We start from the raw sequence: 15,257 nt of genomic DNA on the forward strand, positions 1-15,257 counted from the left end.
CCTATTGAACTAACCATTCTGACAAAAATGTCATACTCCTTCTAAACATTATAGAGAACACCATGAACAAGAACAAGCTTTTCGTAAACTCTTTTTAAAGAATCAGCATCGCGTCCCCGAAACTGAAAAACCGGTATCGTTGGTTCACTGCTTCTTCATAAGCCGACAAAATCAATTCACGGGAGGCAAAAGCGCTCACCAGCATCAGCAAGGTGGACTGCGGGAGATGGAAATTCGTCAAAAGACCGTCCACCACACCGAACTGAAACCCGGGATAAATGAAGATATCCGTCCAGCCCTGATCTTTTTTGATTTCCCCGTTTAATTTCCGGTACACGGTCTCCAAAGTGCGCACACAGGTGGTTCCCACAGCAACCACTTTATTTCCCCTCTGTTTGGCGGCATTGATTTCTCTTGCGGTCTCCCCGCTTATCTCATAGTATTCCGCATGCATCTGATGGTCCTCAATCCGCTTGGCCGTCACAGGACGAAAAGTTCCAAGCCCCACATGCAACGTGATGAAAACCACTTTGACTCCTTTTTCACGGATTTGGGCCAATAACTCCTCCGTGAAATGGAGTCCTGCCGTCGGGGCCGCTGCCGATCCGACCACTCTGGAAAAAACGGTCTGGTACCGTTCCGGGTCGTCCAGCTGTTCATGGATATACGGGGGAAGAGGCATTTGCCCCAGTTGTTCAAACAACTTTTCGAGATCCTCCTCTTCGTACTGCAACGCAAACACCCTTCCGCCCGCCACTTCCGTCTGCTCTTGGGCGACAGCTTTCAACCGGCCTTCCCCGAATTGTATCACGGTTCCCTGTTTGACCCTTTTTGCCGGGCGGACCAATGCTTCCCACCGGTCATTTCCGAGCGGATTTAACAAGAGCAGCTCAATCTTCGCACCGGTTTCTTCTTTCACACCGATTAACCGGGCCGGGCGGACACGGCTGTCATTTAAGACAAGCACATCCCCGGGATTGAGATAATCGAGGATATTTGTAAACTTCGCGTGGCGGATTTGTGATGTTTTCCGGTCCACCACCATTAGCCGGGAGGCATCCCTCCTTTCGGCCGGAGTTTGTGCGATCAATTCTTTCGGCAAATGATAATCGTACAAGGATACATCCATTTCGTCGTTCCCTTCCTTCTTCCATCCAAGCTCAAAGAAAAAAGCCCGTTCCTATCGAAACAGGCGAAACAAATAGCTTAATAACGATAAGACAATGCTGATTACAATGCAAGTGACAATCGGGAAATAAAACCGCGTATTTCCTTTTTCGATCACAATGTCACCGGGAAGTTTGCCCAACTGCAAATACTTCCCTCCCACTTGCCAGAGAAGCCCGATCACCACAAGAACCAAGCCCATGACAATCAACGTCTTTGCAAAAGGATTCATTTCGGCCACTCCATGTTAAAATGCTCGTAACATCGTTTGGTAACCATCCGGCCCCTCGGGGTGCGCTCCAAATAACCGATTTGCATCAAATACGGTTCATATACGTCTTCAATCGTGTGCGCTTCTTCCCCGATCGTGGCCGCCAGCGTGTCCAAGCCGACGGGACCGCCCCGGAACTTTTCGATGATGGTCATTAAGAGCCGGTGGTCCACATGGTCTAACCCCATTTTGTCCACTTGAATGCGATCCAATGCATCCCGGGCGGCTTCTTCCGTAATCAATCCGTCACCTTCAACCTGGACAAAATCCCGGACCCTTTTTAACAGCCGGTTGGCTATCCGCGGCGTTCCCCGCGCCCGGGAAGCAATCTCTCTGGCTCCGTTTCCAACCACCCGGACATTTAACAAATCGGCCGCCCGCTCCACAATTAAGGCCAACTCTTCCACCGAATAAAATTCCAGACGGCTCATCACCCCAAACCGGTCCCGCAACGGCGAAGACAGGGAACCGGCCCGGGTGGTGGCCCCGACCAAGGTGAACGGGGGAAGATCCAGCCTTACCGAACGGGCGCTGGGGCCTTTTCCGATCATAATGTCCAAAGCAAAATCCTCCATCGCCGGATATAAAACTTCTTCCACCGAGCGATTCAGACGATGAATCTCATCGATAAACAACAAGTCATTGGGTTCCAGATTGGTTAAAATCGCCGCCAAGTCCCCCGGACGTTCAATGGCCGGGCCGGAGGTGACCCGGATGTTTACGCCCATTTCATTGGCAATGATTTGGGAAAGCGTGGTTTTCCCGAGTCCCGGCGGACCGTACAGCAGCACATGATCCAATGACTCGCCGCGCATCTTGGCCGCTTCTATGTATACTTTCAGATTCTCTTTTACCTGCTTTTGCCCTATATATTCGTGAAAATACCGAGGGCGCAGACTGTATTCGACCATCTCATCGTCATGGTTCGCCTTGGCAGAGATGATCCTCTCTTCCATGTCCGACCCTCCTACCTGTTCATCATGATCTTCAATGCCTGTTTAATCCATGTTTCGGTGTCCAACTCTTCTTCCGATCCTTTCAACACTTCCTGTACAGCCCATTTTGCTTCTTCTTCATTATAGCCAAGGACCTTTAATGCTTCAATCACATCCCTTTCTTTTGCAGCCGGCACGGACCGGGGCATCGGGGATGCAACCGCAAGATCCGGAAGATGAATCTTTTTCAACTTGTCTTTTAAATCCAACACCAGGCGTTGAGCCGTTTTTTTCCCCACTCCCGGCAACCGGGTCAATTGTTTGACATCCTCCATTTGGATCGCCCGCACCAACTGATCCGGCTTCATTCCGGAAAGCATGCCCATCGCCGCTTTCGGGCCGATGCCGGAGACTTCCAACAGCAGGCGGAACAAATCCCGTTCTTGTTTGGTGTCAAATCCGTATAACAGTTGGGCATCTTCCCGCACCACAAAATGGGTGTACAAAAACACTTCCGCCTCCTGCTCATAGGCATACGGTTTCGTCACATAAACCTGGTAACCGATTCCGCCTGTTTCCACCGCCAAATAATCCTCTTCCAGATAATGAACTATCCCTTTCACAAAATCGATCATCGCTTCAATCCCCACTTTTTGTATTTTTGCACCGTTCCGGAAGAATGCGCTTCACAAATGGCAATCGCTAGCGCATCCGCCACATCGTCCGGTTTTGGCACGGACGGCAAATGAAGCAACAATTTCACCATTTCCTGCACTTGCTTCTTGTCTGCTTTTCCGTAACCCACCACAGCCATTTTCACTTGCAAAGGGGTATACTCCGTGATCGGGATCCCGGCCTCTTCCGCAGCCAGCATCATCACGCCCCTTGCTTGTCCGACGGTAAATGCCGTCGTCACATTCCGGTTGAAATACAATTTTTCAATGGCCACGACGTCGGGCCGGTATTTGGAAAAAAGCAATGTACAAGCATCATAAATTTCCTTCAAACGCGCGGGAACCGGCATCCCGGCCGGCGTTTGGATACTGCCGTAATCGACATCTACCAGCCGGGTGCTCCCCTGTTTGTCAAGGATGCCGTATCCCACGATGGCGATCCCCGGATCTATGCCCATAATACGCATCTCAGTGGTTCCTCCCCAGAACAAAGCGAACATTTATTCTTAAACCATGACTAATTATATCACAAGTCTCCGTACAAATTGGCCAAGGATTTCCACCGCCGATTCCCTCCGGCAAAAAGCCCAATAAAAAAACGCTTCCCGAAGCGGTCAGCGTTTCTTCCATCCCAACATGTCAAAAATTTTTAATTCCCTTTTGGCCTGTTCTCTCACCTCTTTCGGCCATCTGCTTTCCCACTCTTCCCAGGTTCCTTGACCGCTTTGTATCTCCAAAGCTTCTTGAATCGCCTTGTCTAGCACAAAGTTCCAATAGATCCTTCCCATCCAGAAAACCCCTGTTCCAAAAATGGCTTACAGTATATTTTATGGAACAGATGACAAGACATGAACTTTGTTTCTTTTTATTTTCTCCAACGACCAACGTTTTATCAGCCCCCAAACCAACGGCCTCACACCTCCATAGGCGGGAAACCGTCTACTTCCTAGCCTCCGGCAAAAACGTGCGCGGCCGCCCTCCCGCACAAAAAAGAGACCATCGATTGGCAGATGGTCTCCTCCTAAACGGCCGTGTGCATATACACGGCTTCAATCCTGGATGTATTCAGCCAATTCCTCATCGTTCACTTCAAAATTGGCATAAACATTTTGCACATCATCATGATCTTCCAACGCATCAATGAGCGAAATCACGTTTTTGATGATGTCTCCGTGGATTTCTGTTTTGTTGGACGGGACAAAGGTGACTTCCGCCGTGGAAAAAGAAAACCCTTCTTTCTCCAACGCTTCTTTGACCGTTTCAAACTCTTCCGGTGCAGTGGTCACCTCATAGCTTTTCCCGGTGGATTCGATATCCTCGGCACCGCATTCCAAAACGGTCAGCATCAGTTCTTCTTCATCCAGATCGGTTTGATCCCGGACAATCACCAGCAATCCTTTCCGTTCAAACATCCACGAAACACACCCGGACTCACCCAGGTTTCCGCCGTTTTTGGAAAAGATGTGGCGTAAATCGGCAGCGGTCCGGTTCCGGTTGTCCGTCAAAGCTTCCACCATGATGGCCGTTCCGCCCGGACCGTAACCTTCATAAGTAATCGCTTCATAATTCTCGCCTGTTCCGCCGCCTGCGGCTTTTTTAATCGCACGTTCGATGTTTTCATTGGGCATGTTTTTGGCTTTGGCTTTGGCGATTGCAATCCGCAATTGGTGATTGTTCTCGGGATCTTTATCCCCGCTTCGGGCCGCCACATAAATCTCACGTGCCAGTTTGGCAAAAATTTTCCCTTTCAGCGCATCTTGACGCCCTTTGCGATGTTGAATATTTTTCCATTTGGAATGCCCTGCCATCCTCCATCACTCCCCTTGCAAATTACGATCCCCAATCCCGTAAATAACGGAAATCGATGCCGACCGTCCGTTCGCTCAATTTGATAATCACCGGCATCGTCCGTTTATACTGATTGCGGATGATCCGTTTACTCACCTGACGAATAAATGCATCATCAAACTGGAGGGCTTGCAATTGCTCCAGGGTATATTGCCGGTCAATCATGTAATACAAGAGCCGGTCAACGTCCAAATAGTTAAACCCGAGTTCGTCTTCGTCGGTTTGGTCTTCCCATAAATCAGCACTCGGCGGCTTGACGATGATCGGCTCCGGCACGCCCAGGTAAGCCGCCAGCTGGCGGACTTGGGTTTTGTACAAGTCCCCGAGCGGGTTGACGGCCGAGGCCGAATCTCCGTATTGGGTGCCGTAACCCAACAACAATTCCGTCCGGTTGCTTGTGCCGATCACCAGTGCTTCGTATTGAGCGGATAAGTCATATAAAATGGACATGCGTTCCCGGGCCATCTTATTGCCGCGCCGCAAAGGCGTCGCATCCGGAACGCGTTCAAAATACGCATCAATCTGCGGGGTGATATCAATGGTCAAGCTTTCCACACCGGTATCGTCAATAGCCAGTTGCGCATCTTCCAAACTCGCCGGACTGCTTGTCTTATACGGCATCCGCACGGCGATCACGTTTTCCGCGCCGAAAGCTTTGACACACAAATACAAGGACAAAGCAGAGTCGATTCCCCCCGACAAGCCGACAATGACTTTATCGAATCCAGCCTTGTTCACTTCTTCACGCAAAGCGGTTGTCAAGAGACGGGTCGCCACTTCTTCATCCAAGCGCAAAAAAGGCGCTTTTTCCAACATCTCATCAATCATTTGCATGATCAGCTTCCCCCTCCAGTCCGCTTTTGCCTGATGCGATTTAATTCACGAATGGTCAAGTCCAAATTTTCATCCCGCAACACGGGAAGTTGAAAACGGGCTTTCCGGATCTTGTCAAGATCCAAGTCAACAATCATGAGATCCTCTGTAAACAGTTCCGCTTGCGCTTCCACTTCCCCAAACGGATCCACCACTTGAGAACCGCCGAAGAAAGTGACTCCGTCCTCGGTTCCCACGCGATTGCAATAAATCATGTAACTTCCGTGGCAAACAGCGTTGTTTCTCAGCATCAAATCCCATGATTTTTGGGAACCCGGTACCGGGCTGCTGACATCCCGCACCGGGGCATTGGACAACACAATCATTACCTGCGCCCCGTCCTGAGCCAGCAGATAAGGGGCAGAGCTGTGCCAAACATCTTCACAAATCAACAAGCCGAATTGTCCAAACCGGGTCGGGAAGCTGCGAATCCATTCGCCTTTTCCAAAATAACGAGCTTCATCAAACATTCCGTATGTAGGCAAATACACTTTTCGATACAAATAATGCAAATTTCCGGCCGTCGCATAAATTGCAGAGTTATACAAAATATGTTCAGGGCTGTGCTCCACGAAACCAAACACCAGATCCATATCACCGGCGGATTGGATCAGCCCTTGTATTTCAGGACTAAAAGGATCTCTGGCCATTTCGTATGTCAGATCCAACAACTGGTATCCTGTCAGACTGAGTTCCGGAAAAATAAGAAGATCCACCTGTTCCTCCCGGGCCCGATGGATCATTTCCTCATGCAATTCCAGATTTAAATCCACTCGCCCCAAGCGTGGTCTGATTTGTGCAAGTCCTACTCTCATTCTTTTGCCTCCTCAAGCAAGAACAAGGCTTCGATAAAATCACTCTACATCATAACATAAGCGCGATCGGACTACCAATACAAGAATTCGGCAATTTGTTTTTTCCATTTCTTTCTATTGACTGCGATTTGTTTGAGGTATGGATAAGAAGCCTTGATTTCATATCCTCTTTTTCTTTCCACCAACCCGATCATTTCCCGAAAAAATTCATTTGGAAACAAAAATAAACAGGCCAGAATCTCTTTTTCCATGGCCTTTAAAGGGCGAACAGACTGGTAAGCCTGAAGAACCGTCGCCAATCCTTGATCCGGAAATTGGTTTGCAGCCAGGATTCGCATCGTCATTTGCCAGAGATCCCCCACTTGCGCATCATAATCCGCCGTTTCAAAGTCGATCAGCCACAATCTTCCCGCTTGGTCCATCATCCAATTATGACTCGCCAAATCGCGGTGGGCCAGCATGTGTTGCATCCGCTCATGTTCCACCCATTCCTGAAAGGGGATTTGCTCCAGCCGCTCCCAAGCTTTGATGCCGTCCAAATAAAAATCCGTTCCGGCTTCGCACAAAAGATCCCGCAACCGTTTGTCTTCGATTTGATCCATTCGTGTGAGGATTTGATAAAATTTTTGCAACCGCCTTTGCAACCGGTGAGTCAAAAGAAACGCCGCCCCTGACGGCGGCGGCGTTTTCAGATATCGGCCCGCCTGATGGAAAAACGCCAAAGTATGAATCATCCGGATGACTTCACTGACATTGTTATAATTGCATGTTTTTCCCTGAATAAACGGGGTAAGAATCCAACTTTCACCATCGGTTATCATCGGAAGCATCGACTGAAAGCCGCGCTCTCTCAGTTCACGATCCACTTGTATCAGCCAACTGGCTTTCAAGCCGTCAAAAGGCTTTGCAATCCACCACATAAAATCGGTCTCAATACACCAATTATTACGGTAAGGACTGATGCGCCGCACTGGTGTATGTAATAACTTTTGTATATGAAGTGGATGGGGTTGAATCATCGGCTCTCCCTCATTCTTTATCCAACACTTGAAGAACTTTCTTTCCATTCCCGGTATTCCATGGCGATATGGTTGCCATAGGCATCGGGATGGTTCATCGGGACAGGCGGCGGATAAAAAGGTTGCAAAGGCCATGCGCTGCTTATCATAAAGGGCTCTTGAAACACCGGAACCGGGAGCATCGGGGCAAAACCTTGCCAATAAGCAGGATAAGGGGCCGGCGAATCCAAATAGGAAAGATTCGGTTCAGCATCATAATACGACGAATCCGTCACAAACGAGGAAGAATCGTCCAACACCGTCGGCGACCACTCCGAAAATTCACCGACAGACGGCGGCTTGGGTAATTCTTCTGTCACAACACCGCTACTTTCGGCGGACTCCTTTTGGAAAGGCGGATCTTCTTCCTCTTGGATATGCGGTTCTTTCTGCTCCCCCTTGGGTAATTCCTTCACTTCCGACGGTCCGGCGGTTTCCCGGGTGTCCTGTCTGGAAACGGCCAGGGGAATTTTGCCGGTGGGAATCCGGATTTTCTCACCTCTTTGCAATTTCTCCGTATCCGCCAAATCCGAATTCCATTCTTGTAACCGTTCCAGCGGTATATTATACTTTTGAGCAATATCCCACAATGTCTCCCCTTCACGGGCAATATGGATTTTCATTGGACAACCCCCTTCATAAAGGCTGAATCAATATCATCCTATGCATGAACAAACACTTTCTTGCTTAAAGAAATAAGGCGTTTCATAAAAAGTCTTTTGCAATCACCAATAAGGAGGAGCCCGGAATGAAATCCATGTCCATTTGGTTGAAGTCCATCTATATCCTCACCTGGGGGTCCCTGTGTCTCATGCTGGCCGGTTTTGGATGGGCCATCCGCGAGATGGTAAAACCGCCTGAAAAAAACAACCCCTGCCGGAAACGGCCTCCCTTTCTCTGGAACCGGGCAAAAAGCTTTTGCTAGGCCTCGGCGATTCCTTGACCCGCGGAGTCGGCGACCACAGCGGACAAGGTTACTTCGGGATCATCCAAAAAAAGTGGCAACACCATTTTCCCCGTTCCCAATCCATCAATTTAAGCGTCCGGGGACAAACTTCCCAACATTTGCGGGATCAATTAAAAAGAGCACACATCCGGGAATTTGTCAAAGAAGCGGATGCGCTGGTGATCACCATCGGCGGCAATGATTTGTTCCACGGAAGCGAAGACTTGAAAAAAACCGACCCCCAAGCCATTTCGAAAAGGGAAAACCGTTTCCGGAAAAATCTCGTGTCCATCTTGTCAGACATTCAGCAGTTGAATCCGGACGGTTCCGTTTATCTTCTCAGCCTCTACAATCCGTTTGCCGATTTAAAAGGGAATGAACTGACATCCAAAATCGTGGCAGATTGGAATGATACCCTGACGGCCACCGCCCAATCTTTTCCGCAAGTCACTGTCATTCCGGTGTATGATTTGTTCTGGAAACATCCTGAAACGTATCTTTACAGCGATCATTTCCATCCAAACCAACAAGGATACAGACAAATTGCCGATCGGTTGTGGCAAGTGATGACCCTTGAATCCCCGGAGGTGGGAAAATCCCATGCAGAACAAGCTGACTCATGAGACGGTGCTGTCGATCCAAGGATTGGGCAAAATCATCCGCGGCCGGCACATTGTCCAAAATCTTTCCTTTGAAGTCCGTGCGGGAGAAATATTCGGTTTTTTAGGCCCGAACGGCGCCGGAAAAACCACAACCATCCGTATGCTGGTCGGACTCGTCCGCCCGAGTGAAGGAAGCATCCACATTGCCGGCCACGACCTGAAAAAATCGTTTACCAAAGCCATTTCCCATGTCGGGTGTATCGTGGAAAATCCCGAATTGTACCCATCTTTAACCGGGTATGAGAATCTGGAATTTTTCGCGCGCATGGCCGGCCTTCCAAAAAAACGGATTGATGAAGTGATCGAACAAGTGCGGCTTTCCGGACGGATTCACGATCCGGTCAAAACCTACTCGCTGGGAATGAAACAACGGCTGGGGATTGCCCAGGCTTTGTTAAACCGGCCAAAGCTGTTAATTCTGGATGAGCCGACCAACGGGCTCGACCCGTCCGGCATTCACGACTTGCTGTCTTTCATCCGGCGGCTCGCCCATGAAGAAGGAATCGGCGTATTTCTTTCCAGCCACATTTTGCATGAAATCCAAGCCCTCTGTGACCGGGTGGCCATTATCCAAAACGGACAATTCATTTACACCGGTCCGGTCCATCCCCCCGCCGGCGACCTTGAACGGGTGGAGTGGAAAGTGACCCCTTGTGACCTAGGGATGCATTGTTTGAAACAACTTCCCTATGTTACAAACATCGAGAAAAAACCCGGTCCCCGTTTGTCGGTGGAGATGCCTGCCGGGAAAATCAGCGAAACCAACCAATATTTATTAAACCACCAGATTCAAGTGTGGGAAATCACGCCCCGAAAACAAACATTGGAGGATCTTTACATGAACCTGACAAAGGGGGATGCCTCTTGAACCGTTTGATTTACAATGAAGTCGTGAAAATGATAAAAAACAAACGGATTTTGGTGATTTTGCTGATTTTGCTTATTTTAATCCCTCTTTTCACTTACGCGCAATACCGAAATACAGCGGAACAGATCAAACAATCGGGAACCGACGACTGGCGCTTGTTATTACAACAACAAATCGTGGATCAGCAAAACCGCCTGGCATCCAGCAGAATTCCGGAAGAGTGGAAAACATGGGCCAAAATCAATATTGAACAGCAACAATATTATTTGGAACACAACATCAATCCGGCAGCTCCGGGTGCCCCCACATTCCTCAGAAAATTCATCGAACAGTCCTCTTCCCTGTTCCTGCCGTTATTGGTGGTCGTATTGGCTTCTGACATCGTTTCCGGGGAATATGTGCGGGGAACCATCAAACTGCTTTTAACCCGGCCGGTTCCGCGGTGGAAAATTTTACTCAGCAAATATATTGCTCTGTTACTGGGGATTTCGCTTTTGTTATTGCTGACGGCGGTCATCGGATACGTCATCTCCGGCATCGCCTTTGGCTACCGGGGATGGTCCCTGCCGGTTTTAACCGGTTTTCAAATCCAGGGGGATCAGCTGCTGACCGAACATGTCCGTCTCATTCCGCAATGGAAATACATTTTTATGGCTTTCGGGCTCGTTTGGTTTTCCAGCATCGTGGTTGGCACCCTATCTTTTATGGTCTCCGTTTTGGTAAGAAGTACAGCGGCCGGCATCGGCATTTTGTTGGCCGGCATCATCTCCGGCAACCTGCTGATGCAAATGGCTCCGTCGTGGAATATCCTCAAATACTTCGCATTCACGCATTTAAGCCTGACGGATTATTTGGCCGGAAAACCGATGAAGATGGAAGACATGAGTTTCCCCTTTTCCCTGTTCATTTTAAGCATCTGGGCTTTGGCCGCTTTGTTCATCTCATGGATCACCTTTGTGCAAAAAGACATTTTGTCTTGAAAAAGCAAAGCCATGCTCAAAAGAGCATGGCTTTGCTTATGTCCGGCATTGATTGAGCAGGGGATATTATCCCACGACTCCGAATTTTTTGTTTTCGTAGACGGGAACCCCTTCCTGGCGGGCATATTGCGCAAACGCTTCTTTTAGTTCTTTCGTCACCTTTCCGGGAACCCCTTCCCCAATGGTTCGTCCGTCCACTTCCACAACCCCGATGACTTCGGCAGCCGTTCCGGTCAGGAACACTTCATCCGCCACATACACATCATGTCTTGTAAACGGCTGTTCTTTGACCTCATACCCTTTTTGCCGGGCCAAATCCATAATGGTGGCACGGGTGATCCCTTCAAGCGCCCCGATATAACTGGGCGGTGTATATAAAACGTTGTTTTTGACGATGAAAATGTTGTCTCCGGATCCTTCCGCGACATACCCTTCAGAATTCAACATCAAAGCTTCGGAAACCCCGGCCAAATTGGCCTCGATTTTCACCAGAATGTTATTGAGGTAATTGAGCGATTTGATCTTGGGATCCAGGGCATCGGGAATGTTTCGCCTCGTGGGAACAGTGATGATGGAAATTCCCTGTTCATAATATTCATTGGGAAATAACCGGACCTGATCGGCGATAATGATGACGCTCGATTGGGAGCATTTATTCGGATCCAGCCCCAAATCCCCCACTCCCCGTGACACCACCAAACGGATATAAGCATCCCGGAGCTGGTTCCGGCGCACGGTGTCACAAACCAAGCGGCTCATTTCTTCCTTCGAATATGGAATCGTCAACAAAATGGATTTGGCTGAATCATATAAACGGTCAATATGTTCTTTCAACTTAAAAACTTTTCCGTCATAAGCGCGGATCCCCTCAAAAACACCATCACCATACAAAAAACCGTGATCAAAAACGGAAATGAATGCTTCTTCTTTTCGTTTGTATTCCCCATTCATGAAAATCCATCGTTCAGTCCCCGTCAAAATAAACACTCCTTATGGAATGGATGTTATGATAAAAAGCCCCTCAGAGGCAAATTCCAATCCTTGAGAATCAGAACCTGCCGCTGGAGGCTTTTATCCCCACGGTGTACACCGGTTGGTGTTGGTGCCGCTCGGTCCAGACTTCTTCAACCGAAGAACGGAACCCTAGGCACCCTTCTGATTAAACTGAAAATTCATTATCGATAAATTTTTAATCATTATACCCTGCCGGTTTACAGATGTCAAACAATTTCTCAACTTCTCTTGTGGATCGCTAATGTTTTTCCGACTCCCTTGAAAAAACAAGGGAACGACCCCAGAACACGAACTTGGCATCCCAACGCTTCAATCTCTTTGATGGCTCCCTGCATCAAGACATGTTCAACCGGCAACTCGGCATCGATCCAGAAGAAGTAATTTCCCAGCCCCGTTTTGGTCGGCCTGGACTCAATATGCGTCAAATTCACTTTGCGCCAGGAAAAAGCCGCCAACACTTGATACAGCGCCCCCGGATAGTCGGAAGGCAAGATGACCTGCAAGCTGGTTTTGCGGGTGTCGGAATCCGGGAACGAAGAGGATTCTTCACGGCTGACAACAAAAAAGCGGGTAAAATTGTTCGGATGATCTTCTGCATGTTCCTGTATGATTTGCAACCCGTACTCTCGGGCGGCAGCTTCCGGACCGACGGCAAGCCACGGTTCCCCGGGATGCCCCGCAACCATTTCCGCCGCTTGCGCCGTGCTTTCCATCATCTTGTACCCGGCACAAGGATACCGTTTTCTGAGGGTCAACTCGCATTGGGCGATTCCCTGCGGATGGGAATAGATGCGCTTGATCTCATGCGGATCCCGGTTGATGACAGACGGATGCCCCATGATACACTGGGTGATCGGATAAACCAATTCAGCGCAAACCGGCAGATCCACATGGTGAATCAGCCAATCCAGTGTGGAATTCACCGATCCTTCAATGGTATTTTCAATCGGAACGACAGCCCACCGGGCTTCTTTTTCTTGAGCGGCCTTCAGGCAATCGGGAATCGAAGCATAAGGCATGAATTGAATGTCTTTTTCATGCGCGAACAAAGCTTTTGCAGCCATATAACTAAACGTTCCGACAGGTCCAAGATAGGCAACACGTTTATCCATGCACAAACTCCTTATATTTTTCAAATGAATTTACTATGTTTTTCTTTGGCTGTCAACTCCACTGCCGCCCCTTGACCAGCCGGAAACATCTTTTCCATCCGGACTGGCACATTCAGATCATAAAACAACCGGCGGAAAAACCGTTCCAGCTCCATCCAGTCATTCACGAAAGCCACCATGGTCGGTCCCGCCCCGCTTAAAGCAATCCCATAAGCACCGTGGGAAGTTGCTTGGTCTAAACTTTCTTTCAAACCGGGAATCAACGTTTCACGGTAGGGCTGATGAAAAGCATCCTGCATGGCCGTTTTCAGCAAGTCCCACTGCTTCAAAAACAGAGCCGCCACCAGCAAATTGGCCCGGCTGCTTGCCAACACCGCATCATCCCGGGGATATTGATCCGGCAGCGCCCGGCGGGCCGTTTGGGTCAACAGGGATTGTTCCGGAATGATCGTCATCACGGGCATATCCGGTGGTTCGCATGCCACCGCCTCCACCCGCCGGCCATCCCAGGAGGCAATCACCACCCCTCCGAAAAGGGAAGCCCCGACATTATCCGGATGCCCTTCCAACAGCGTGGCCCTTCTCAACAATTCTTTGCGGCTCCAGTTCATGCCTAGCAGATGATCGGCCGCCATGAGGCCGGCCACAATCGCCGCTGCACTGCTTCCCAAACCTCTGGCCACCGGAATGTCATTTTCAATATGCAACTTAAAAGTCGGAAGAAAGACGCCCTGTTCCCGGGAGACATCCCGGATGACACGGACAATCAGGTTATCCTCATCCCGGGAAACTTGACCGGCATGCTTTCCCCCGACTGTGATCTCCCAACAGGGTGACGGTTCAAAATAAAGCGTCAGATAACAATTCAGAGCCATCCCGATCGAATCAAATCCCGGACCCAGATTGGCCGAGCTGCCCGGAACTTTCACCCTAAACGGAGAGAAACTCATGACGGAAAACTCCCTGATTTTTGTTTTTTTCAAACAGACAATCCAAAATCGCTTCCTTTTCACAAGCGATGACTCGCGGCTTTACTTGAACCGTGTCCAAGGCGGTGTGCGGATCCTTGAGGCCGTTTCCCGTCAACACGCACACCACTGTTTTTTGTTTCCCTTTTCCCGAACGGAGCATTTTCATCACGCCGGCCACGGAAGCGGCAGATGCCGGTTCACAAAACACTCCTTCTTTTTTGGCGATCTCTTGATAGGCAAACAACATTTCACGGTCTGTAACGGCCGAAATCAACCCTTTGGATTCATCCGCAGCTTGAACCGCCTGTTTCCAGCTGGCCGGATTTCCGATCCGGATTGCGGTCGCCACCGTTTCCGGCTCGGCAACCGGTTCCCCTCGGACAATGGCGGCTGCCCCTTCTGCTTCAAATCCCCACATTTGCGGGAGGTTTTGGATGATTCCTTTTTGGTGATACTCTTTGAATCCTTTCCAATACGCCGTGATATTGCCGGCATTTCCGACCGGAATCGCCAACACATCCGGGGCTTTCCCCAACTGTTCCGCAATTTCAAATGCCGCGGTTTTTTGTCCTTCGATCCGGTACGGATTGACCGAATTAACCAAGGTGACGGGGTGGGTTTCCGTGATGTCACGCACCACTTTCAGCGCTTGGTCAAAATTTCCTTTCACGGACAAAACCGTGGCCCCGTACATGACCGCCTGCGATAGCTTGCCCATGGCCACATGCCCGTCCGGCACCACTACAAAACATTGAATGCCCATTTTGGCGGCATAGGCTGCTGCCGATGCGGCCGTGTTTCCCGTCGATGCACAAATCACAGCCCTGCTTCCCTCTTCTTTTGCTTTGGCAATGGCCAAAACCATGCCACGGTCTTTGAAGGAACCGGTCGGGTTTGCGCCTTCAAATTTCAAATACAACCGGACTCCCCATTCCTTGGATAATGTTTCAGCATAATAAAGCGGGGTCTCTCCTTCGTACAAAGTCAACTTTGGCGTCTCCGGGTTGATCGGCAGATCCTCTCTGTACTTTTCCAAAATTCCTGTTCTCATCTTTGCTCCTCT

18 protein-coding genes are annotated in these 15,257 nt (G+C 49.5%); 3 read left to right on the forward strand and 15 right to left on the reverse strand.

Features of this window, described 5'->3' with window-relative positions; translation table 11 throughout:
- Positions 1–94: 94 nt before the first annotated feature.
- From queA to FA954_RS09365, 11 genes are all read right to left on the reverse strand, one after another.
- A complete protein-coding gene (gene queA, locus FA954_RS09320) occupies positions 95–1,129 on the reverse strand; it encodes a tRNA preQ1(34) S-adenosylmethionine ribosyltransferase-isomerase QueA (protein ID WP_121874016.1) in 1,035 nt (344 codons plus the stop codon).
- Between the two features lie 51 nt (positions 1,130–1,180).
- The gene (locus FA954_RS09325) at positions 1,181–1,399 is read right to left on the reverse strand and encodes a DUF2905 domain-containing protein (protein ID WP_037993971.1); all 219 of its coding nucleotides are present in this window, start codon (positions 1,397–1,399) and stop codon (positions 1,181–1,183) included.
- The gene (gene ruvB, locus FA954_RS09330) at positions 1,396–2,394 is read right to left on the reverse strand and encodes a Holliday junction branch migration DNA helicase RuvB (protein WP_037993972.1); all 999 of its coding nucleotides are present in this window, start codon (positions 2,392–2,394) and stop codon (positions 1,396–1,398) included. Before ruvB ends, FA954_RS09325 begins: the two co-directional genes overlap by 4 nt.
- 11 nt (positions 2,395–2,405) lie before the next feature.
- Positions 2,406–3,008 (reverse strand): Holliday junction branch migration protein RuvA, encoded by a 603-nt coding sequence (ruvA, locus tag FA954_RS09335; protein ID WP_037993974.1) that lies wholly within the window; start codon positions 3,006–3,008, stop codon positions 2,406–2,408.
- Positions 3,005–3,514 (reverse strand): crossover junction endodeoxyribonuclease RuvC, encoded by a 510-nt coding sequence (ruvC, locus tag FA954_RS09340; protein WP_037993975.1) that lies wholly within the window; start codon positions 3,512–3,514, stop codon positions 3,005–3,007. The genes ruvA and ruvC overlap by 4 nt, the downstream gene beginning before the upstream one ends.
- A 147-nt stretch (positions 3,515–3,661) precedes the next feature.
- Positions 3,662–3,835: a hypothetical protein gene (locus FA954_RS13705; protein ID WP_156097712.1), complete on the reverse strand. Its 174-nt coding sequence runs from the start codon at positions 3,833–3,835 to the stop codon at positions 3,662–3,664.
- A gap of 261 nt (positions 3,836–4,096) precedes the next feature.
- Positions 4,097–4,855, reverse strand: a complete 759-nt coding sequence (locus tag FA954_RS09345; RefSeq protein WP_138615036.1) for a YebC/PmpR family DNA-binding transcriptional regulator — start codon at positions 4,853–4,855, stop codon at positions 4,097–4,099.
- Between the two features lie 22 nt (positions 4,856–4,877).
- A complete protein-coding gene (locus FA954_RS09350; protein ID WP_231564571.1) occupies positions 4,878–5,729 on the reverse strand; it encodes an NAD+ synthase in 852 nt (283 codons plus the stop codon).
- Positions 5,730–5,731: 2 nt separating this feature from the next.
- The gene (locus tag FA954_RS09355) at positions 5,732–6,583 is read right to left on the reverse strand and encodes a nitrilase-related carbon-nitrogen hydrolase (RefSeq protein WP_037993979.1); all 852 of its coding nucleotides are present in this window, start codon (positions 6,581–6,583) and stop codon (positions 5,732–5,734) included.
- Positions 6,584–6,654: 71 nt separating this feature from the next.
- On the reverse strand, positions 6,655–7,503 hold the full coding sequence (locus FA954_RS09360; RefSeq protein WP_170151220.1) for a phosphotransferase: 849 nt from the start codon (positions 7,501–7,503) through the stop codon (positions 6,655–6,657).
- A 116-nt stretch (positions 7,504–7,619) separates the two neighbouring features.
- The gene (locus FA954_RS09365) at positions 7,620–8,264 is read right to left on the reverse strand and encodes a LysM peptidoglycan-binding domain-containing protein (RefSeq protein WP_037993984.1); all 645 of its coding nucleotides are present in this window, start codon (positions 8,262–8,264) and stop codon (positions 7,620–7,622) included.
- Positions 8,265–8,559: 295 nt separating this feature from the next.
- Here FA954_RS09365 and FA954_RS09370 point away from each other — a divergent pair, with 295 nt between their 5' ends.
- From FA954_RS09370 to FA954_RS09380, 3 genes are read left to right on the forward strand one after another with little or no spacing between them, the layout of a single operon-like run.
- Positions 8,560–9,210, forward strand: a complete 651-nt coding sequence (locus FA954_RS09370; RefSeq protein ID WP_175413189.1) for a GDSL-type esterase/lipase family protein — start codon at positions 8,560–8,562, stop codon at positions 9,208–9,210.
- The gene (locus FA954_RS09375) at positions 9,188–10,117 is read left to right on the forward strand and encodes an ABC transporter ATP-binding protein (protein ID WP_138615038.1); all 930 of its coding nucleotides are present in this window, start codon (positions 9,188–9,190) and stop codon (positions 10,115–10,117) included. Before FA954_RS09370 ends, FA954_RS09375 begins: the two co-directional genes overlap by 23 nt.
- A 29-nt stretch (positions 10,118–10,146) precedes the next feature.
- Complete coding sequence (locus FA954_RS09380; RefSeq protein WP_244932715.1) at positions 10,147–11,097, forward strand: ABC transporter permease; 951 nt, start codon at positions 10,147–10,149, stop codon at positions 11,095–11,097.
- A gap of 66 nt (positions 11,098–11,163) precedes the next feature.
- Here the strand turns inward: FA954_RS09380 and ilvE are convergent, their stop codons facing one another.
- The 4 genes from ilvE to thrC all read right to left on the reverse strand — a co-directional run bounded on the left by ilvE (position 11,164) and on the right by thrC (position 15,245).
- Positions 11,164–12,048 carry a branched-chain-amino-acid transaminase gene (gene ilvE / locus FA954_RS09385; protein WP_037994051.1) on the reverse strand — a complete coding sequence of 295 codons (885 nt, stop codon included), beginning with the start codon at positions 12,046–12,048 and terminating at the stop codon, positions 11,164–11,166.
- A 281-nt stretch (positions 12,049–12,329) separates the two neighbouring features.
- Entirely contained in the window at positions 12,330–13,223 is an 894-nt protein-coding gene (pheA, locus tag FA954_RS09390) for a prephenate dehydratase (protein ID WP_121874010.1), read from the reverse strand.
- Positions 13,224–13,243: 20 nt separating this feature from the next.
- A complete protein-coding gene (thrB, locus tag FA954_RS09395; protein ID WP_037993992.1) occupies positions 13,244–14,173 on the reverse strand; it encodes a homoserine kinase in 930 nt (309 codons plus the stop codon).
- On the reverse strand, positions 14,154–15,245 hold the full coding sequence (gene thrC / locus FA954_RS09400) for a threonine synthase (RefSeq protein WP_037993994.1): 1,092 nt from the start codon (positions 15,243–15,245) through the stop codon (positions 14,154–14,156). Before thrC ends, thrB begins: the two co-directional genes overlap by 20 nt.
- Between the last annotated feature and the right edge of the window lie 12 nt (positions 15,246–15,257).

Origin of the sequence: Thermoactinomyces vulgaris, assembly GCF_005886755.1 — a bacterium.
GTDB lineage: Bacteria > Bacillota > Bacilli > Thermoactinomycetales > Thermoactinomycetaceae > Thermoactinomyces > Thermoactinomyces vulgaris.

Bases quoted from the DNA above. Each gene is read 5' to 3' on its own strand.
- queA (WP_121874016.1), bottom strand. From the start codon at position 1,129: ATGGATGTATCCTTGTACGATTATCATTTGCCGAAAGAATTGATCGCA.
- FA954_RS09325 (WP_037993971.1), bottom strand. From the start codon at position 1,399: ATGAATCCTTTTGCAAAGACGTTGATTGTCATGGGCTTGGTTCTTGTG.
- ruvB (WP_037993972.1), bottom strand. From the start codon at position 2,394: ATGGAAGAGAGGATCATCTCTGCCAAGGCGAACCATGACGATGAGATG.
- ruvA (WP_037993974.1), bottom strand. From the start codon at position 3,008: ATGATCGATTTTGTGAAAGGGATAGTTCATTATCTGGAAGAGGATTAT.
- ruvC (WP_037993975.1), bottom strand. From the start codon at position 3,514: ATGCGTATTATGGGCATAGATCCGGGGATCGCCATCGTGGGATACGGC.
- FA954_RS13705 (WP_156097712.1), bottom strand. From the start codon at position 3,835: ATGGGAAGGATCTATTGGAACTTTGTGCTAGACAAGGCGATTCAAGAA.
- FA954_RS09345 (WP_138615036.1), bottom strand. From the start codon at position 4,855: ATGGCAGGGCATTCCAAATGGAAAAATATTCAACATCGCAAAGGGCGT.
- FA954_RS09350 (WP_231564571.1), bottom strand. From the start codon at position 5,729: ATGCAAATGATTGATGAGATGTTGGAAAAAGCGCCTTTTTTGCGCTTG.
- FA954_RS09355 (WP_037993979.1), bottom strand. From the start codon at position 6,583: ATGAGAGTAGGACTTGCACAAATCAGACCACGCTTGGGGCGAGTGGAT.
- FA954_RS09360 (WP_170151220.1), bottom strand. From the start codon at position 7,503: ATGTGGTGGATTGCAAAGCCTTTTGACGGCTTGAAAGCCAGTTGGCTG.
- FA954_RS09365 (WP_037993984.1), bottom strand. From the start codon at position 8,264: ATGAAAATCCATATTGCCCGTGAAGGGGAGACATTGTGGGATATTGCT.
- FA954_RS09375 (WP_138615038.1), top strand. From the start codon at position 9,188: ATGCAGAACAAGCTGACTCATGAGACGGTGCTGTCGATCCAAGGATTG.
- FA954_RS09380 (WP_244932715.1), top strand. From the start codon at position 10,147: ATGATAAAAAACAAACGGATTTTGGTGATTTTGCTGATTTTGCTTATT.
- ilvE (WP_037994051.1), bottom strand. From the start codon at position 12,048: ATGAATGGGGAATACAAACGAAAAGAAGAAGCATTCATTTCCGTTTTT.
- pheA (WP_121874010.1), bottom strand. From the start codon at position 13,223: ATGGATAAACGTGTTGCCTATCTTGGACCTGTCGGAACGTTTAGTTAT.
- thrB (WP_037993992.1), bottom strand. From the start codon at position 14,173: ATGAGTTTCTCTCCGTTTAGGGTGAAAGTTCCGGGCAGCTCGGCCAAT.
- thrC (WP_037993994.1), bottom strand. From the start codon at position 15,245: ATGAGAACAGGAATTTTGGAAAAGTACAGAGAGGATCTGCCGATCAAC.